The following is a 17,553-nucleotide window of genomic DNA, read 5'->3' as shown; positions in this document are numbered from 1 at the left end:
GGAGCTTCGATGTCCGCCGATCCGGGCGGGGCAGTCATCTCATTAAATCGGACGCTCGCCGTCCGGTCAAGTCACAAGTGCTATTGCGGCGAATAAGTTACCAATTTCACAAGCTCGATCGCCGCGCCGTAAGTCCGATTGATACGCACGCGGGTTTTCCGCGCTTGACGCGCAGCCCCTCGCGTCCGACCATACGCCCTCCATGCACGATCCGATCACCATCTTGTCCGAACGTTTCGCCGCCGCGCTCGGAGCCGCCTTCGGCCCCGAGCATGCGAGCACCGACCCCATCCTCGCGCCGGCGCAGAACACCAAATTCGGCGACTACCAGGCCAATATCGCCATGTCGCTGGCCAAGAAGCTCGGTCAGAAGCCGCGCGACGTCGCGATGGCCATCGTCTCCAACCTCCGATGGGACGACCTCTGCGACAAAGCCCCCGACATTGCCGGTCCCGGGTTCATCAACCTCACGCTCAGTGCCGACTATCTCGCGAAACTCGCCGGCGCGTTCGCATCGGATGAGCGGCTCGGCATTCGCAAAGTCGATCATCCGCAGACCGTCGTCGTCGACTATTCGAGCCCCAACGTCGCCAAGGAGATGCACGTCGGGCACCTGCGATCGACGGTCATCGGCGACGCGCTGGCCCGCACGCTTGAACATCTGGGCCATACAGTCATCCGCCAGAACCACGTCGGCGACTGGGGCACGCAGTTCGGCATGCTCATCGAGTATCTGCTCGAGTCGGCCGGCGGGGCGGAAGGCCAAATGCACATCGCGGACCTCAACGCGTTTTATCAGAAGGCCAAACAGAAATTCGACGCCGACGCCGACTTCGCCACGCGCGCCCGCAAGCGCGTCGTCGCGCTTCAGGCGGGCGATGCGCAGACCAATACGCTCTGGCGCCATCTCGTCAATGAGTCGAAGCAGCATTTCAATGAGGCGTACAGCCGGCTGGGCGTGACGCTCAGCGACGACGACATCCGAGGCGAGAGCTTTTACAACGACAAACTCGCGGCGGTGGTCGAGTCGCTACAGCAAAAGAAGCTGGCGGTCGAAAGCGATGGCGCGGTTTGCGTGTTCGTGCCGGGGTTTGCCGGCAAGGACGGCGAGCCGGTGCCGCTGATCGTGCGCAAGAGCGACGGGGGCTTCGGATATGCGGCCACGGACCTGGCGGCGATCCGGTATCGCGTCGGCGAACTATCCGCCAATCGCATCGTGTATGTCGTCGATGCCCGGCAGAAGGATCACTTCGAGCAGGTGTTCTGGACGGCCCAACAGGCGGGCTGGCTCGATGCGGCGCACACCGCGGAACACGTTCGCTTCGGAACAATCCTCGGTGAGGACGGCACGCCGTTCAAGACACGCGAAGGGGGGACGGTCAAGCTGGCGGCGCTGCTGAGCGAAGCGGTGGATCGCGCCGCGGGCATCGTCAAGGCAAAGAACACGGACCTCGATGCGGAAGCGCAGCGCGAAGTGGCGCGCGTGGTCGGCATCGGGGCGGTGAAATACGCGGATTTATCGGGGGATCGCGTCAAGGATTACGTTTTCAGTTGGGACCGCATGCTTGCGATGGAGGGCAACACGGCCCCGTATCTGCAATACGCGTACGCACGCATCCGCTCAATCTTTCGCAAGGCGGGCGAGGAAAGCTCGGGCATGGCCATGCCCGAGCTTTCGGCGGCGGTGCGCGTCGAGCATGTGGCCGAGCGGGCGCTGGTGCTGAAGCTGATGCAGTTCGGCCCCGTGGTCAAGGCGGTGGCGGCGTCGCTGGAGCCACATCGGCTATGCACCTATCTGTACGAACTGGCGACCATGTTCAGCGCGTTCTACGAGAACTGCCCGGTGCTCAAGGCGGAGGACGATGCGACGCGGAGGAGCCGACTCGTGCTTTGCGACCTGACGGCGCGGACGCTGCGCGCGGGGCTGAACCTTTTGGGCATTGAAGTGCTGGATCGGATGTAGCGGCGGGGCGGGGGCTCAGACAGCGGCGATGGCTTCCTCGGCGGTCGGATACATCGGGAACAGCTCGGCGAGCCGGGTCTTCATGAAGATGTCCGCCACGCGATCGCTTGCGCCGGCCATACGAAGCCGGGCGCCATGGGCATTGAGCGCCTGCCGGAATTCGAGCAGGGCGCCGAGGCCCAGACTATTGATGAAGACAAGCTGGGCGAGATCGAGCACGACGCGCTTGGGTTTGCGTTCGACAACGGGCTGAAGGGCGTCGCGCAGGGCGGTGGTCGCCGAGAGCGTCGCGTCGCCATGCAGGCGGATGATCACGCCCTGATCATGATTGGCGATATCGACGTTGAATTGCGTCATGGCGGAACCCTCGCGGATGAGGACGTGGCGGCGGGTTATTCGCCGCGGTGAGCGGGGGATTCGGTGCGCCGCCGAACGAGCGTCACCTTGTTGCCCCGCTTGTTGTAGCGGACTTCGTTCATGTAGGTGTTCATGAGCATGACGCCCCGTCCGTAGGGCTTTTCGAGATTTTCGTCGAGCGTCGGGTCGGGCACGTCCGCGGGGTTGAAACCCGGACCTTCATCGGAAATGGAGATCGAAATCTGCTGCTCGTCGATGGTGAACTCGAGGGTGACCTGCTTGGTCGGATCGGATTGATTGCCGTGCTTGATGGCGTTGGCGAGGGCTTCTTCGAGGGCGAGCTTGACGGCGAACTGATCGTGCCCGTTGTAGCCGCGCTCCGCCGCCGCCGCCATGAGCACTTCCTCCACGCGGCTCACTTCCTCGAGCCGGCTTGGAAAGCGCATTGTGCGTGCAATCGGGGGTGATGCCACGGGGTTCCTCTCAACGATCCCCAACCAGATTCCATTACTTGAAGCTGGCCAGGGCTTCACCGGCGGTCTTGTGAATGTGGAAGAGCTTGTTGAGCTTCGTGATGACAAAGACTTCGTAAATCTGCGCGTCGATGTCCGAAAGACGAAGCTGCCCATCCTTCTGGCGAACCTTGTTGTTGATGGTGATCAGCGTGCCCAGCGCGGCGGAGGACAGGTGGTCGACATTGCGGAAGTTGATGAGCAGTTTGGGCGACTCGGAGGTTTCGACGATGCGGAGGATCTCGTCGCCGATCTGCTGAATGCTCGCTTCGTCGAGGATGTTGCGGTCGAGGAATTCGACGAGCGTGACCGGTCCGTCGGTCGAGATCGAGAGTCTTGAATCCGTGCCTGCCATGTCCATTCGCTCCAGGGCCGCGCTTTCTTGCGGGCCGTTCGCCCTGAGGCGTTCAATGCGCCTCAGGCCTGATCGGGTCGATTCGACCGACGCCCGGGCCGGGCGATCACTTGGTCGTGGTTCCGCCGCTGAAGATGCCCGCCGACTGGTTCAGACCCGGGAACAGGTCGTTTTCCTTCTCGCTCTGGATCAGGATGGTCGGCTTGATGAGCATCAGCAGGGTGCGTTCGTCCTTGACGGTCGAACGGTTGGTGAAGAGGCGGTTGAGGATCGGGACCTTGGAGATGACCGGGACGCCGGCTTCGATCTCCACGTCGGCGAAGAGCCGCTGACCGCCCAAAAGGAGCGTTCCCTTGTCGGGGACGCTGACGGTGGTGCGGACGGTGGTGAGTTCGAGTTCGGGCGCTTCGATGACGCCGGTCGAGACGTCGGGGACGCCTGCGGTGCCGCCGGCGTTGTCATCGTCGCCGGTGTTGTCGATGGTGGCGCCGACGACCTGAAGCTGACGCAGACGCACGACGCGGGCCAGCGAGGGACGGGCGGTGAGGGTGACGTAACGGCGGTCGGCCGAGACGGTGCCTTCCACGTCGAGAATCACACCGCTGGAGACGACGCTGATCTCGGGGTCGAAGGCGGCGGACCGCGTGCCGACGACGGGGTTCAGGTCGCTGATGTACGAAAGCTGCGTCGCGATGAGCACGTAAGCGCGCTGGCCGTTGAAGAAGGTCACGCGCGGGGCGGACAACTGGGTCGAACGGCGGTTGGCCTGCGTGGCCTTGACGAGCAGGTTGACCTGCACGTCATTCATGAATCCGCCGCTGATGCTCAGTCCGCGACGGAACGAGCCGTCGATCGGGCCCGAGCCCGAGTCCGATCCGCCGAACGAGCCGTTGAGGTTCGTGTTCTGACGATCGGCGATCGAGGCCGACTCGGTGTTGATGGTGATCGGCGTGAAGTCGGAGCCGATGTTGTTGATGGTCAGGTCCATGTCGACGCCGACTTCGTCGAGGTAGTTCTGATCGACGAGGAGGAATCGCGCTTCGACGTTGATCTGCAGGGCGCGGCTCTCGCGGAGCTGGGCGAGCAGACTCAGGATGGCGCGGTGGTTCTCGCTGGTGGTGTTGACGATGAGCGAGCCGTTGAGTTCGCTCATGGAGCTGACCAGGCCGCCGCTCTGACGCCAGCCGTCGGGATCGACGGTGTCGCGAATGAGCTGGGAGATCTGCTGAATGAGTTCGTTGCGTGTGCCGGTCTGTCGGTCCGACTGGGTGTCGGAGAACAGGTCGCCGCTCTGTCCGCCGCCGCCGCCGCTGCCGCCGCCGGAGCTGTTGGTGATCGACGTCAGGTCGAAGTCGGGGGCCTGATCGAAGGAGGGGGCCTGCACGACCAGGTCGCGGATATCGTAGGTGCGGATCGTGGTGTTTTTGCCGAGGTTTTCGACGGTCGAGATGGTCACGACGCCTTCGTCGATGGTGAAGCCCAGCGGGACCAGGTCGCCGCCGACCTGATCGAGGATGAGGCGCAGGGCTTTATCCGCGGGGACGGAGGCGAGGTTGAGCGTGACGGTCGTGCCGGGCTCGATGCCGGCGCCTTCCAGAGCGCGCCAGTTGACGAAGAAGTTCACGCCCGTCACGTTGCGCAGGTACTCGACGACGTTTTCGAGACGGTTGCCGTCGAAGGTCACCGGGATCGACTGCTTGAGCTTCTCCATGACGCGACGGTTGGCTTCGCTTTCGCCGCCGGCGGAGCCGAGGGCGGCCTGACGGGTGGCGGTGAGCTGGGGCCAGTCGGGCGGATACTGAATGATCTCGGTGACCGGAATCGCCGCCTCGAGGTTGTCCACCGAATGCTGCGAACGCTTGAGCTCGCGCTCGCGGAGAAGATTCTTCGTGTTGCGGTAGATGATCGAGTCTTCGATCATTTCCTTCATCGCCTGCGCGGCGACGTTGTGCGGGTCGATGAACAGAAGCTGCTCGAGCACATCCAGCGACTCTTCATAGTTGAGTTCGCGGCGAAGATCGGCGGCGCGGCGGAGCAGTTCCTGCACCTTGCGCTCGCGCTCCTCCTCGGCGGCCATGCGGCGCTTGACCTGCTCGTTCTTGACCTTCATCTCCTGCTCGCCAAGGGCCCGCACGCGCTGCTGCTCGGCGGCGACCTGAATCTGCGAGGTGAAGTCCATCGCGGACTTGCTGAGCTGGTTGTACTCGGCTTCGGAGAGGTACTGACGGTTCGTGTCGAGAATCGCCTTGCCCAGCGACACCGCGTCGAGCGCCTCGTTGGGATTGCCGGCGGCGACGGAGGCCTTGGCCTGCTTCATCGCTTCGTCGTAGCGGGCCAGCGCCTGCTCGCGGCGAAGCTTCACGACGTTGGCGTAATCCTCCACCAGCTTCGATCCGCTGTTGTCGCGGCCGAGCAGGGCACGCACGGTTTCCAGGCCCTTCTTGGCGTCTTCGTTGGCCGGGTCGAGCGAGATCGCCTGCGTGTAGAGCTGCGCGGCACGGTTGTACTGTCCATCCTTGGCGGCCTGATCGGCTTCGGCGGTGAGCTGCTGCGTCTGGAGCTTGACGGCCTTCTCCATGAGCTTCTCGCCTTCGGAGACGACCGGAGCGGCGGGCTTCATCTCGGCGGCGGGCTGCTTGGCGGCAGCGGGCTTGCTCGCCGCGACGGGGCGTTCCTTGGCGTCGGGTTTGGTTTCCACCACGGGTGCGGGCGCGGGCGCCGGCGCGGGCTTGGTCTCGGCTTTGGGTTCGGGCTTGGGCTCCGCCTTGGGTGCGGGCGCGGGAGCAGGGGCCGGCGCGGGCTTCTCGACGGCGGGCGCCGGTGCGGGCTTGGGCATCGGCTTGGGTTCGGGCTTGGCCGGTGCGGGTTCGGGCTTGGGCGCTTGGGTCTTCGTCGGTTCGGGCGTCGTGGGCGTGGGCGCGGGCTTGGGCATCGGCTCGGCCGCGCGGCGCTGATCGCGCACGGACTGAAGCGCCGCCTGAAGCTCGACGCGCTGCTCCTTGGTCAATTGAATCGGGTCGATGCGATTGAGCGTGTTCTGCGCATCTTCGAGCTTGCCGCTCTTGATCTGTGCCTCACCTTGCTCAAGGAGCTGCGCAGCGGTCGGATGGTCGTCCGCCGTTGCATGGATGACCATGCATGTGCTGACAAGAATTGCTGCACAGGCGAACGCGAAGACGATGTGACGTGATGCCAACGTGAACCTCCAGTGGCTCGTGTCAAGAGAGCGGCGGGTCTGCGGCCGCGCCTGCCCGTTGCCCCTATCCCAACTTCGGGCGATCCCTCGTATCTGTAGGCCCGACAAGATAAAACGTCTGAGCCGCCGATGCAAGGGCCGCATGCGAAAAAAATTTCGCGCTTTCGCCCGTTAACCTGCCGTAGGTTTTACAGTTACCTGTACCGTTGCCGCCCACGGCCCCGCGCTCGGGAGCCCGCGCCTGACCATCGTCGCAACCGCCTTGAAAGTGCCGTTTTTTGCCTCGATCATGGCCGGTGTGAACCTTGCCTGCGGATGGATTCGCGCGTGTCCCGAGCCGACGCAAAACAGCTTAAATCCCGGCTATTACTTTGTCAATGGCAATCCGTCACCCCGCCACCTTGTTGCGCCGGCGCTGCGCCGCGTCCATCGCCTCGGCCGACGGACTGAGCCCCGTGTTCATCATGTCGATGAAGCAATCGAACAGATAACTGGCGTCATGCGGGCCCGGGGAGGCCTCGGGGTGGTACTGGACGGCGAAAATCGGCAGGTCGCGATGGCGAAAACCCTCGAGGGTCTGATCGTTGAGGTTGATGTGCGTGGGAAGGCCGCCGACTTTTTTGAGCGATTCGACTTCGACGGCGAACCCGTGGTTCTGGCTGGTGATTTCGACTTTGCGCGTGGCGAGATTCTGCACGGGCTGATTGCCGCCGCGATGGCCGAACTTGAGTTTGAACGTCTTGGCGCCGAGCGACAGGCCGAGCATCTGATGTCCGAGGCAGATGCCGAAGATCGGCAGTTGGCCGTGCAGCTTGCGGAGCGTATCGATGGTCACCGCCACCGCCGCCGGATCGCCCGGGCCGTTGCTCACGAACAAACCATCGGGCTTGTACTCGAGAATCTGTTCGGGCTTCACATCATGCGGAACCACGATCACTTCGTTGCCCGTGTCCGCGAGATTGCGCAGGATATTGGACTTCGCGCCGCAGTCGATGGCGACGATGCGCCGCTTCATTTGCCCCGGCGGAAGCTGACCCTGAATCGGTCGCCAGTCGCCCAGCGATTCGCTCCATGTGCATGTGTCATGCGGGCTGACGACCTCGGCGAGGTTCTGCCCGTCCATCACGGGGCTCGCCTTCGCCGCGGCGACGAGCTTGGCGTCATCGAGCTGCGTCGCGCTCAGAACGCCGCGCATCGCGCCGGTGATGCGCAGCTTGCGGGTCAGCGCCCGCGTGTCGATCCCGCTGATGCCCAATACGCCCTGCGCCGCCAGCCAGTCTTCGAGCTGTTGCGTCGAACGGTAGTTGCTCGCCCGGTTCGCAAGCTCGCGCACGATGAACCCCGCGGGCTGCACCTTCGTCGACTCAAGATCCTGCACGTTCACGCCGTAGTTGCCGATGTGCGGATACGTCATCGTGACGATCTGCCCGGTGTAGGACGGATCGGTGAGGATTTCCTGATAGCCGGTCATCGAGGTGTTGAAGACGACTTCGCCGGCCAGCGGCTCGGGGCGATCGACGGCGCCGAAGGCGACGCCTGTGAAGACGGTGCCGTCTTCGAGGGCGAGCTTGGCGATACGCGTGGGAGTGGTGGGGCTGGTCATGATTGGGCGTAGTGTATGCAATCACGGAGGCGCTTGCCATCCGCTGACGCCGCTCACGGCGGAACATGCATCTGGCCTTGATCGCGTGAACCTGTTAGTTTGATCGCAACTGATGGACAGCGACCACGGATACGAACCATGCCCCGTCTTGACGCCGATCACGCCATGGGCGAACTGCTCGCCCCCGAGATCGCCGACCTGATCGACCACCGACAGACCGGCCAGGCACGCGCTGCGCTCATCGAGCTGCGCGAACCGGAAATCGCCGACGTGCTCATCTGCCTCGAACCCAAGCATCAGGCCATCGCCCTGCGGCTCCTCCCGCGCCAGCGCGCCGCCGAGGTGTTCAGCTATTTTGACCAGGACGATCAGGAACGCATCGTCGGCAATCTGACCAACGAGCAGGCGGCCCAGATCATCAACGAAATGGACCCCGACGACCGCGTCGACTTCCTCGAAGACGCGCCGGACGAGCTGGCCAAAAACCTGCTCGCCCTGATGCAGCCGGAGGAGCGGGCGGAAACCGAGAAGATTCTCGAATATCCCGAAGAATCGATCGGCCGTGAGATGACGCCCGAGTACCTGACGGTGCGGCCCGAGTGGACCGTCGCCGAGGCGCTGCGACATATTCGTGAGCATGGCGACGAAGCGGAAAGTCTCAACATCATGTACGTCGTCGATGAGCAGGGGAAACTGCTCGACTTCATCAAGCTTCGCAAACTGCTGCTGGCGGACCCCGCCGTCCGCTGCGAGACGCTGCGGGAGGGTCAGGTGGTCTCGCTGCGTGCGGATGACGACCGCGAGAAAGCGGTGCGCGTCATGGAACGCTATGACCTGCCCGTGCTGCCGGTCGTGGATAAGTCCGATGAACTCGTCGGCATCGTGACGTTCGACGACGTCGCCGACGTGGCGGAGGAGGAAGCGACGGAGGACATGCAGAAAATGGGCGGCATGGAGGCGCTCGATGAACCCTACATGACCGCCACGCTCGCCAGTCTCGTCCACAAGCGCGGCATCTGGCTCATCATTCTCTTCGTCGGCGAAACCTTCACCGCCAGCGCGATGAGCTACTTCGAAGTGCAGATTCAAAAGGCCGTCGTCCTCGCTCTGTTCATTCCGCTGATCATCTCCAGCGGAGGCAACAGCGGGTCGCAGGCCACGTCCTTGATCATCCGCGCGATGGCGCTGGGGGAGGTGACGCTCAAGATGTGGTGGAAGGTGCTGTGGCGCGAGCTGGCGTGCGGGCTTTTGCTGGGGATTCTGCTCGGTGTCGTCGGGCTGGTGCGCGTGATCGCATGGCAGCAGGTCGGGCTCGCCGACTACACCTCGCACTTTTTACTCATCAGTCTGACCGTCGCGTCGACGCTCGTCGGCGTCGTCACCTTCGGCACGCTCGTCGGCGGCATGCTCCCCTTCGTCCTCCGCCGCGTCGGCCTCGACCCCGCCACCGCCAGCGCCCCCTTCGTGGCGACGCTCGTCGACGTCACCGGCCTCGTCATCTACTTCACGATGGCGATCCTTTTCCTCCGCGGCACGCTGCTGTGATGTGAAACGAAAGCTGAGGCATGGCCATGCCTCAGCTTTCCCCTTGCTGCTTCTTCGCCATCTCCACAAGAATCTCCAGCCCGCGCTGAAGCTTCGCATCGTCGCACGCATACGACAAACGGAAGTGCGTATCGCGCTCGCTGAACACGCTGCCGGGGATGATCAGCAGTTTCTTTTCGATGGCGCGCTTGACGAATTCGGTGGCGCTTTCGCCGGTGCGGATTTGCGGGAAGGCGTAGAAAGCCCCGCCGGGGATCGTCAGATCGTAGTGCGGGCTGAGCATCTCCACGACCCGATCGCGCTTGCGGCTGTACGCTTCGACCGCGTCGCTCATGTCGATGTCCAGCGCCTTCGCCCCCGCATACTGCACCATGCTCGGTGCGCACACGAACGTGTACTGCTGAAGCTTCGTCATCTGCTCGATGATCGGCTTGGGCCCGATGGCGTAACCGAGCCGCCATCCCGTCATGCCGTATGTCTTGCTGAACCCGCGCAGCACAAGCATCGAATCCCCGAACGCCGCGGGCGAAGGGCACAGCCCGCTGTAGTGAAACACATCGTAAATCTCGTCGCTCACCAAAAGCACGCCGCGCGATTCGCACAGCGCCACGAGCTTCTTCCATGTGTCGTCGCTCGTCACCACCCCCGTCGGATTCGACGGACTGGACACCAGCAGCAACTTCGTCCGCTCCGTGATCAGCGGTTCGACGCGCTCGGCGGTCAATTGAAAGTCGGGGTACGTATCGACGAACACCGCCTTGCCGCCAGCGAGCGTCACCAGATGCTTGTACATCACGAAATACGGGTCCGGCACGATCACTTCGTCGCCCGCTTCGACGCAGCTCATCAGGGCCAGCACCAGTGCGCCGCTGACGCCGCTGGTGATCACGCAGCCCGGCTCCGCCCAGCGGCCCTCGCTCTTGAAGCGACCCGTGAACGCATCGGTGACCTTCTGTCGAAGCTCGGCGATGCCCTGCGTGACGGTGTAGGTGTTGCGGCCATGACGGATCGCTTCGATCGCCGCGTCCTGAATCGGCTCGGGCACGTCGAAGTCCGGCTGACCGATCGAGAGATTGATCGGGTCCTTGACGCTCGCCGCCAGATCGAACACCTTGCGGATCCCGCTGGCGTCGATGGCGCGGGCGCGGCGCGTGATGAGGCGGCCCAGGTCAAACATGGGGGTGCGTCAATCAAAAGGATGAACGAGAAGCTGCCGACGAATCGACGGAGCCAATCACTTCTTGGCCGCGGCGGCGCCTTCGGCGCCTTCCTCAGCCGCGCCCTTCTTGCCCGACTTCTTGCCGGCGGCGACCTTGCGGTTGGCGACCTTGACAAGATGGATGGGGCGTTCGGTGCTGAAGCGGCCCTGTTCGGTCAGCTTCGCGATCCGCTCGGGGCGCGTGAGCACGTTGCGGTGCTGGGAGAGGGATCCGGAGGATTTGAGACTGCGGTCGAGACTCATGGTCGTATCCTGTCTAAAAGTCAGTTGCGTCCCGGACGATATTTTTCCGGGTAAAGGTCTTTCCAGTCCGACGAGCCGTGCTCCTGCGATTTCCACTTGCGACCGAGCATCTTGAGCCGGTCAGCGAAGTCCCGGGCGACCGGGTCGGACAGGGGGTTTTCAAACCCCCGCAGGGCCAGCAATTTGACGGACCGACCATTGTTGAACGGAATTGCCCCCGCGTCAACTCCGTTGGCCTTTAAAAATGCGACCGCCTTCTGGGCCTCGTCCGCGTTGGCGGGAAGGGAAATGAGGCGGAAATAGTTCATCCCGGGCTGGCGGGGGTCGTCTTCGACGCCGCCGGCCCCCGGCAGATTCGGCAGGGGGGTGCCGTCCGAGTCGGTCGCCGCACCGGTGATGGTCGAGGGGATCATCCGCGTCGGCGGGGCCTCCCGAATCGACTCCAACGGCTTAAGCTGCTCCTGATAATTGCGTGCAAACGCCGAAATGCTCCGCCTGCCCATCCGATCTCCGATCAGGTATGCCACGATGATGAGCACCAGCGCCCCCAGCCCGAGCATGACCAGCGTGCCCTGCGGCAGCCGGAACGCCACGGGCTTCGTCCACCACCGCTTGGCCTCCCCGACCATCCCGCCGCCGCCGCTTCCGCCGCTCGTTTCGCGCACCGGACCCGCCGCCTGCGTGGGCTCCTCCTCCCGGCGCATCCACTTGGGCAACTCCATCCCCCGGCGCTTCGACGCACCGGGGCGATTGACGATCTCAAACGGCGGCGATGGATCCTTTGGACTGACCATACACGTGCCTCATCCTAGCGGTCTTCTCACCCGCAGGCGATGGCGCTGGCCATGGCGTGCGTGTGCGTATGACTCAAGCTCACATGCCACGCACGAATCCCCAGCCCCGCAGCCACGGTCGCCGCCATCCCGCTGAGCTTTACCATCGGCCGACCCGACGGTTCGCGCACAATCTCAATATCCGTCCACGCAATCCCATCCCGCCACCCCGTCCCCAACGCCTTGAGCACCGCCTCCTTCGCCGCGAACCGAGCCGCCAGATGCTCATGCTCCCGCTTCGTGCTCCCCGCCGCATACGCGCGCTCCGCCTCCGTGAAGCACCGCTCCAAAAAGCGCTCCCCATGTTTGCGCACCATCTCCGCGATGCGCGCCGTCTCGGTTAAATCAATCCCATGTCCAATCACAACCATTAGCGGCCGCCCCGAAGGGGCGCTCCCTCAAAACGATTCAACAAACGACCACTTCTGCCGTCGCTTCCCTTCCTTCACCGGATTCTCCTCCACATACCTGACCGCTCGCTCCACGTCCGCTCGTTCATACAAATACACCTTCCAGCACTTCCGCGCCCACGGCGTCGGCCGTCGCCCATTACGATAAAACACATCCTCAAACGGATGCAAACCCTCTCGAATCATCGCCGCCGTCGCCGCCCCCTTGAGCAGCTCCGCCGCCTTCTCAACACCAGTCCGTGGCGTACCGATCACCAGATGCACATGCTCCGGCATGACCGCGCACGCATATATCGGATACCCCGACCCCTCCGCCCGCCCGCCGAACGCCAATGCAATTGTTCGCGCCTGTTCACCATTGAACACGACCGGCCGCCGCGCCAGCGCCAACTTCGCCTCCCGCCGCAATGCCGCATCATGTCGCTTACCCGCCACCGATCGCCGCGTGTGTACTGTCGTCGCCTCCCCGAACCGCCGCAGTTCCCACGCCCGCACGAACGCCGACCACGACCCCCGCGGATCATTCGGTAGCCAGAACCCATACGCCGTCAATATCAAATGCGCCGCGAGCATCGACATGCCCGCAAATCTATCACAAACCGCGCCCCTGCGGGGCCGCCGCTAACGCCCCCCATTAGCGGCCGCCCCGCAGGGGCGCCGGCACTCCGCCTTCGCGTCGCCATTTCGCCAGCAGCATCCGCACCTGCCGATGCACCTCCATCGGGGCGCTGATGATCAGCACATCATCAATCGCCGTCATCGAACTTCGCAATCCGCCATTCATGCGCCAATCGTCCGGTTCACATGCCTCGCGCAAAGCTTGCATGGTGTATTGGATCGCCTCGAGCCGGGGTTCTCCTCCAAATGCATCCGGATTGGATCGCCCGATGGCGTCGGCCAGATCGCCAATCACATACATTCTGACCAACGGGCATATGGGCCATGCATCTGCGCGTCGAATCACGATGGTGTCGGGCTCGATGTGCTCGACGCGCAATACCGACCGATCAATCGACGCGGGTCTGTACTGCAAAATAATCTCGTTCAATGCAGCTTCGCCGGGGACTGCGTCAATCTTCAGTGCGTAAGGTGTGTCCAGATCGAGTGCAAACGTGTTCAGTATGATATTGACACCCATCTGCTCGGCCACCCGTTCAAACGCATCACCGATCGGTATTTCACCGCCCTCGAGCGTCACCGGGCGTTGCATCCGCGCCAAGAGCTTTTCATATCGCTCGTCCGCTTCCTTATCGGTAACGATCGTGTCGACGCCGTGTTCCAGCGCCATGTAGAGGTCGTAGAGCATCCGATAGATTCGCTCATGGATCTCCGCGGTTGCGTTCACCTGCATCATGCCATTGTTCACTTCAAGACCATACAGCACCCCGCCGGTCTGTTTCCAATCGTCCGGCTCAATCGAGTCCATCACCAATTGTGATATTTCTCTCTCGATCTCCTCGCGGCTCAAACTCCACTCCGTATCGGAGAACAGCACCTCATTGGGGCGAATCCATTCCTTGGCCTCGCGCCACCATCGCCGAAACGTACTTTCCGCCGACCGGCTCGCGACGATGTCGATGAGACGATTGAGGTCATATTCGTTAGCAATGATCACGTCAGGCCGTTGCCCGGGGCGTTGGAGCAGAAGGATGATGCCATCGGATGTCGCCTCCGGGCGAAGCGTCAGATCAACAAGCGTTGTCTGTGCGGCCATCCATTTGATCGTTTCAGCAGCGGACACGTCATGCATCCGCAACGTGACGGATTCGCTTGCCGCATTATCCGCGTCCGGTGAAAACTCCAGTTGCAGAGGAGTGCCGATGCGATCCGACAAGACGCTCAAGGCGTCTTTGAGCGGCGTCTTGCGAAAGTCGACGCTGACCAGCTTGTCCAGCGCCGCGATGTGCGTCTCAGCGGGCGGCGGCGGGGCGGGGCCGAGCACTTCTTCTGGCGTGGCGATACGCGTCAATTGATGAACGAGCAGCCCGATCGCGCCGAGTATGATGATCCCCGAAATGATCCAGCGTCGTTTCATGCGACTTTCATGATGGACGCGGTCGCGACGGCAAAGTTCACTTGGCCATCTTGTCGCGCTTGGCGGTGAGCCATTTTTTCAGCGCGGCGGCGGTCATACAGTTGACGACATCGTCGGCGGTGACCCATGCCCGCTGCGCCGTCAGTATGCCATATCGCAGTTCGTCAAGGTCGGCGGGGCCGTGGGCATCGCAGTCGATGGCGAGTTTAACGCCGGCTTCGATGGCGGCGCGGGCGTGAACGTCGCGCAGGTCCAGGCGGTAATGATGGGCGTTGATTTCCAGCGCGGTGCCGGTGTCGGCCGCGGCTTTGATCAGCTTCGCCATGTCCGGCGAAAGCCCCTCGCGGCGTCCGACCAGCCGGCCCGTGGGGTGACCGAGAATGTGCACATACGGATTCTCGATCGCCGCGAGCAGCCGGGCCGTCGCCTTGTTCGGCTCCTGCGTCAGCGCGACATGCGGGCTGGCCACGACGATGTCCAGTTCCGCGAGCAGTTCATCGGGGTAGTCGAGCTTGCCGTCCGCCAGAATGTCCACCTCGGAGCCGGCGAGAATCGTGATGCCTTTGATGTTCTTGTTCGCGGCATGCACGGCTTCGATGTGCTTCTCAAGTCGTTTGGCGTCGAGCCCGTTGGCGATGACGCTCGAAGCGGAATGATCCGTCACGGCGACCGTGTGAAACCCGCGCCGCTTCGCCGCTTCGGCCAGTTCCTCGATCGACCAGAGTCCATCCGACGCGGTCGTGTGCGCGTGCAGCTCGGCCTTGATGTCGGACAGTTCGATGAGCGTCGGAATCGTCCCCTTGTCCGCCGCGTCGATCTCGCCGCGATCCTCGCGCATCCGCGGCGGGATGAACTGCAGATCGAGCTTCTTGTAGATCGACTCCTCCGTCTTGGCGGCGACGGGTTTGGTCTTCTGCTCATCGTCTTCGCGCCACAGGCCGTATTCGTTGAGCGAGAGCCCGCGCTTGATCGCCCGCTCGCGCAGGCGGATGTTGTGTTCCTTGGAACCGGTGAAATACAGCAGGGCGGCACCGTACTCGTCCTCGCTGACGATGCGCAGATCGACCTGCAATCCGCCCTCGATGCGCACGGAGCTTTTCGTCGCGCCCTGCGCGAGGACCTGTTCAACTTTGTCCATCGCACGGAACGCCTCGCCGATGGACTCGCCTTGTTTTTGCGGGTCTTTGCAGGCGACGAGCACATCGATGTCGCCGATCGTCTCGCGGCCGCGCCGCAGACTGCCGGCGTAGTCGGCCTGCGTGACGCCTTTGACTTTGCGCATGTGCTCGACGATCGGTTCCGCCACGTTCATGGCGTCGGCGATGTTCACGCGATCGCCCGACGCCTCGGCGAAGGCGATCGACTTGCGCAGGTTCTCGATCGTCTTGGCGCCCATGCGCGGCAGGTCATCGAGCTTCCCGGCTTCGAGGGCCTTCTTGAGGTTCGCGATGGACTCGATGCCCGCGTCTTTCCAGAGCATGGCGATCGTCTTGGGGCCCAGGCCGGGGATGTTCATCATCGCCATCACGCCCGGCGGGACCTGCTTGACCGTGTCGTCGATTTCCTTGATGTGCCCGGTCTGGACGAACTCGAGAATGTGCTCGGCGAGGCCCTTGCCGATGCCGTCGAGCGCGGTGAGGTTCTTCACATCCGTGGCCCGCTCGGCGATGTCTTCGGCCATCTCGTCCAGCACGCGCGCCCCGCGCTGGTAGGCCGCGGTGCGGAAGCGGTTGGCGCCGGTCAGCTCCAGCGCCGCCGCCATCTTCTCGAACTGCTCGGCGATCTGCGTGTTGATGGACATGCCTAAAGACTATCGCATCCGCATCCCTGCCGACAAATCGCGCGGCCCGGTTGGATATGCCCGCCTGCCGCCGATTACAATGACGCGATGCCTTTCGCACGCACCATCCCGTCGATCGCCGCGCTTTGCCTGCTTGCCGGTTCGGCGACGGCGTGGGCGGCGTCCGGCGCGGCCAACGGGCCGGGCATCCCGCTTAACGTCGTACCCGAAGCGCCCGCCGCGCCGCCGGAGCCGACGATCGACCTGATGAATCTTTCGGTGTCCAGCTCCATCAATCTCAAGACCGGCAAGGTCTATCACAACCTCGCCATCCGCGGCCAGCTCACCATCCCGCCCGATTCCAACCTCATCGGGGCGACTTACCAGCTCCAACTCAGCGCCCTGCTCGATGAGAACAAGCACGACATCCTTACCGATCCGCAGGGCGATCCGCGCATGCAGGTCTTCGCCGGCAACGTCCGGCAGGGCTTCACCTCCGTCGCACATCTGCTCAACGACAACAACCCCAACCGCACGCTCCCGCTGACCGCCTCGCTGCCGATGCTCACGCATCTTCCGCAGAAGATCACCGCCATCCGCGGCAGCGCCACCATTCTTCTCGCCGACAAGCGCGTCACGCAGGACATCAAGCCCGTCCGCCCCGGCGGGCTCATCACGATCACCTCCGGCCTCGTCGTGCAGATCAACAAGGTCACGCAGGACGGCAGCAACCTGACGATCGAATTCTCGTACGAATCGGATCAGATCAATCCGTTCTTCAATCCGAACGTCGAGCCGTTCGTGGCGGGGGTGAATCTCATTGATGACAAGGGCGCGGCGCTGCCGCAGCGCGGATGGAGTCTGCCCAATACGCGCCGCGAGAACGACATGGTGCGCGGCGACGGGATCGTCAAGTTCCGTCTCGACGAAGGTCGCGAGCCGGCGATGCTGCGGCTCGACGTCGTGACGCGCACGCGCGAAAAGAAGATCACCGTCGAGGCCAATGATTTGGACCTGTCGCTGGGCCGGGGCGGTCAGCCGATACGCCCGCAGTAAGATCGCTGAACTTTTTTCCGGAGACGCATCATGTCGATGGGGTTCTATTTCGATCAGGGTCCCGACCCGCTCCCGCCGTCGCGCCCGGGCAGTTCCGAGCCGAGCGGCGCGGTGCAGACGCTCCAGCGCCAGGTCGATCGACTGGAGATGATCTGCGAAGCGATGTGGACGCTGCTGCGCGAGCGGACGAATCTGTCGGACGAAGCGCTGATGGCGAAGATTCTCGAACTCGATCTGTCCGATGGCAACGCCGACGGCAAGATCACCCGTCCCGCCCAGAAGTGCCCCAAGTGCAACCGCCCCAATTCGCGTCGCCACGAAATGTGCATCTACTGCGGCACCCCGCTTCGCACGACGCCGTTCGGATGAACCTTTCAGCCGCCAGGCGTCAGCCATCAGCCGGAAAGCGTTTTTCCTGCTGACCGCTGATCCCGGACCGCTGACGC

The 17,553-nt window shown here is 63.4% G+C and carries 16 protein-coding genes; 4 read left to right on the top strand and 12 right to left on the bottom strand.

Translation table 11 applies throughout. The features are described from left to right. The first annotated feature begins 202 nt into the window (after window positions 1-202). Window positions 203-1,963 (top strand): arginine--tRNA ligase, encoded by a 1,761-nt coding sequence (argS, locus tag GC162_05495; GenBank protein MBI1368091.1) that lies wholly within the window; start codon window positions 203-205, stop codon window positions 1,961-1,963. Between the two features lie 15 nt (window positions 1,964-1,978). On the opposite strand, the gene GC162_05490 is transcribed toward argS, so the two are convergent. The 5 genes from GC162_05490 to carA all read right to left on the bottom strand — a co-directional run bounded on the left by GC162_05490 (window position 1,979) and on the right by carA (window position 7,986). Beyond that, a complete protein-coding gene (locus tag GC162_05490; protein MBI1368090.1) occupies window positions 1,979-2,320 on the bottom strand; it encodes an anti-sigma factor antagonist in 342 nt (113 codons plus the stop codon). Window positions 2,321-2,355: 35 nt separating this feature from the next. Continuing rightward, window positions 2,356-2,766 (bottom strand): ATP-binding protein, encoded by a 411-nt coding sequence (locus GC162_05485; protein MBI1368089.1) that lies wholly within the window; start codon window positions 2,764-2,766, stop codon window positions 2,356-2,358. 61 nt (window positions 2,767-2,827) lie between these two features. Then, entirely contained in the window at window positions 2,828-3,187 is a 360-nt protein-coding gene (locus GC162_05480) for an STAS domain-containing protein (GenBank protein ID MBI1368088.1), read from the bottom strand. Between the two features lie 106 nt (window positions 3,188-3,293). Next, window positions 3,294-6,383 carry a hypothetical protein gene (locus GC162_05475; GenBank protein ID MBI1368087.1) on the bottom strand — a complete coding sequence of 1,030 codons (3,090 nt, stop codon included), beginning with the start codon at window positions 6,381-6,383 and terminating at the stop codon, window positions 3,294-3,296. A gap of 388 nt (window positions 6,384-6,771) precedes the next feature. Then, window positions 6,772-7,986, bottom strand: a complete 1,215-nt coding sequence (gene carA, locus GC162_05470; GenBank protein MBI1368086.1) for a glutamine-hydrolyzing carbamoyl-phosphate synthase small subunit — start codon at window positions 7,984-7,986, stop codon at window positions 6,772-6,774. A 165-nt stretch (window positions 7,987-8,151) separates the two neighbouring features. Here carA and mgtE point away from each other — a divergent pair, with 165 nt between their 5' ends. Continuing rightward, complete coding sequence (gene mgtE / locus GC162_05465) at window positions 8,152-9,531, top strand: magnesium transporter (protein ID MBI1368085.1); 1,380 nt, start codon at window positions 8,152-8,154, stop codon at window positions 9,529-9,531. Window positions 9,532-9,562: 31 nt separating this feature from the next. Here the strand turns inward: mgtE and GC162_05460 are convergent, their stop codons facing one another. From GC162_05460 to polX, 7 genes are read right to left on the bottom strand one after another with little or no spacing between them, the layout of a single operon-like run. Beyond that, on the bottom strand, window positions 9,563-10,708 hold the full coding sequence (locus GC162_05460; protein MBI1368084.1) for an aminotransferase class I/II-fold pyridoxal phosphate-dependent enzyme: 1,146 nt from the start codon (window positions 10,706-10,708) through the stop codon (window positions 9,563-9,565). A gap of 57 nt (window positions 10,709-10,765) precedes the next feature. Then, window positions 10,766-10,993, bottom strand: coding sequence for a small basic protein (locus GC162_05455; GenBank protein MBI1368083.1), 228 nt, complete (start codon window positions 10,991-10,993; stop codon window positions 10,766-10,768). A 20-nt stretch (window positions 10,994-11,013) separates the two neighbouring features. Next, window positions 11,014-11,787: a hypothetical protein gene (locus GC162_05450; GenBank protein ID MBI1368082.1), complete on the bottom strand. Its 774-nt coding sequence runs from the start codon at window positions 11,785-11,787 to the stop codon at window positions 11,014-11,016. A 26-nt stretch (window positions 11,788-11,813) separates the two neighbouring features. Next, on the bottom strand, window positions 11,814-12,197 hold the full coding sequence (acpS, locus tag GC162_05445) for a holo-[acyl-carrier-protein] synthase (protein MBI1368081.1): 384 nt from the start codon (window positions 12,195-12,197) through the stop codon (window positions 11,814-11,816). Between the two features lie 27 nt (window positions 12,198-12,224). Beyond that, complete coding sequence (locus tag GC162_05440; GenBank protein ID MBI1368080.1) at window positions 12,225-12,815, bottom strand: hypothetical protein; 591 nt, start codon at window positions 12,813-12,815, stop codon at window positions 12,225-12,227. A gap of 55 nt (window positions 12,816-12,870) precedes the next feature. After that, on the bottom strand, window positions 12,871-14,271 hold the full coding sequence (locus GC162_05435; protein ID MBI1368079.1) for a hypothetical protein: 1,401 nt from the start codon (window positions 14,269-14,271) through the stop codon (window positions 12,871-12,873). A 37-nt stretch (window positions 14,272-14,308) separates the two neighbouring features. After that, on the bottom strand, window positions 14,309-16,072 hold the full coding sequence (gene polX, locus GC162_05430; protein MBI1368078.1) for a DNA polymerase/3'-5' exonuclease PolX: 1,764 nt from the start codon (window positions 16,070-16,072) through the stop codon (window positions 14,309-14,311). 87 nt (window positions 16,073-16,159) lie between these two features. On the opposite strand from polX, the gene GC162_05425 reads away from it, so the two are divergent. Further along, complete coding sequence (locus tag GC162_05425; protein ID MBI1368077.1) at window positions 16,160-17,107, top strand: hypothetical protein; 948 nt, start codon at window positions 16,160-16,162, stop codon at window positions 17,105-17,107. A 30-nt stretch (window positions 17,108-17,137) separates the two neighbouring features. Next, entirely contained in the window at window positions 17,138-17,476 is a 339-nt protein-coding gene (locus GC162_05420) for a hypothetical protein (protein MBI1368076.1), read from the top strand. Window positions 17,477-17,553 lie beyond the last annotated feature (77 nt).

The organism is Planctomycetota bacterium (genome assembly GCA_016125255.1).
Classification (GTDB): domain Bacteria; phylum Planctomycetota; class Phycisphaerae; order Phycisphaerales; family Zrk34; genus RI-421.
This window is presented reverse-complemented; position numbering and strand designations above follow the sequence as displayed.

What these genes read in the sequence shown, in the direction of transcription:
- GC162_05460 (MBI1368084.1), bottom strand. Translation starts at nt 10,708, where the DNA reads ATGTTTGACCTGGGCCGCCTCATCACGCGCCGCGCCCGCGCCATCGAC.
- GC162_05490 (MBI1368090.1), bottom strand. Translation starts at nt 2,320, where the DNA reads ATGACGCAATTCAACGTCGATATCGCCAATCATGATCAGGGCGTGATC.
- GC162_05435 (MBI1368079.1), bottom strand. Translation starts at nt 14,271, where the DNA reads ATGAAACGACGCTGGATCATTTCGGGGATCATCATACTCGGCGCGATC.
- GC162_05440 (MBI1368080.1), bottom strand. Translation starts at nt 12,815, where the DNA reads ATGTCGATGCTCGCGGCGCATTTGATATTGACGGCGTATGGGTTCTGG.
- GC162_05450 (MBI1368082.1), bottom strand. Translation starts at nt 11,787, where the DNA reads ATGGTCAGTCCAAAGGATCCATCGCCGCCGTTTGAGATCGTCAATCGC.
- GC162_05485 (MBI1368089.1), bottom strand. Translation starts at nt 2,766, where the DNA reads ATGCGCTTTCCAAGCCGGCTCGAGGAAGTGAGCCGCGTGGAGGAAGTG.
- polX (MBI1368078.1), bottom strand. Translation starts at nt 16,072, where the DNA reads ATGTCCATCAACACGCAGATCGCCGAGCAGTTCGAGAAGATGGCGGCG.
- mgtE (MBI1368085.1), top strand. Translation starts at nt 8,152, where the DNA reads ATGGGCGAACTGCTCGCCCCCGAGATCGCCGACCTGATCGACCACCGA.
- argS (MBI1368091.1), top strand. Translation starts at nt 203, where the DNA reads ATGCACGATCCGATCACCATCTTGTCCGAACGTTTCGCCGCCGCGCTC.
- acpS (MBI1368081.1), bottom strand. Translation starts at nt 12,197, where the DNA reads ATGGTTGTGATTGGACATGGGATTGATTTAACCGAGACGGCGCGCATC.
- GC162_05420 (MBI1368076.1), top strand. Translation starts at nt 17,138, where the DNA reads ATGTCGATGGGGTTCTATTTCGATCAGGGTCCCGACCCGCTCCCGCCG.
- GC162_05425 (MBI1368077.1), top strand. Translation starts at nt 16,160, where the DNA reads ATGCCTTTCGCACGCACCATCCCGTCGATCGCCGCGCTTTGCCTGCTT.
- GC162_05480 (MBI1368088.1), bottom strand. Translation starts at nt 3,187, where the DNA reads ATGGCAGGCACGGATTCAAGACTCTCGATCTCGACCGACGGACCGGTC.
- GC162_05455 (MBI1368083.1), bottom strand. Translation starts at nt 10,993, where the DNA reads ATGAGTCTCGACCGCAGTCTCAAATCCTCCGGATCCCTCTCCCAGCAC.
- carA (MBI1368086.1), bottom strand. Translation starts at nt 7,986, where the DNA reads ATGACCAGCCCCACCACTCCCACGCGTATCGCCAAGCTCGCCCTCGAA.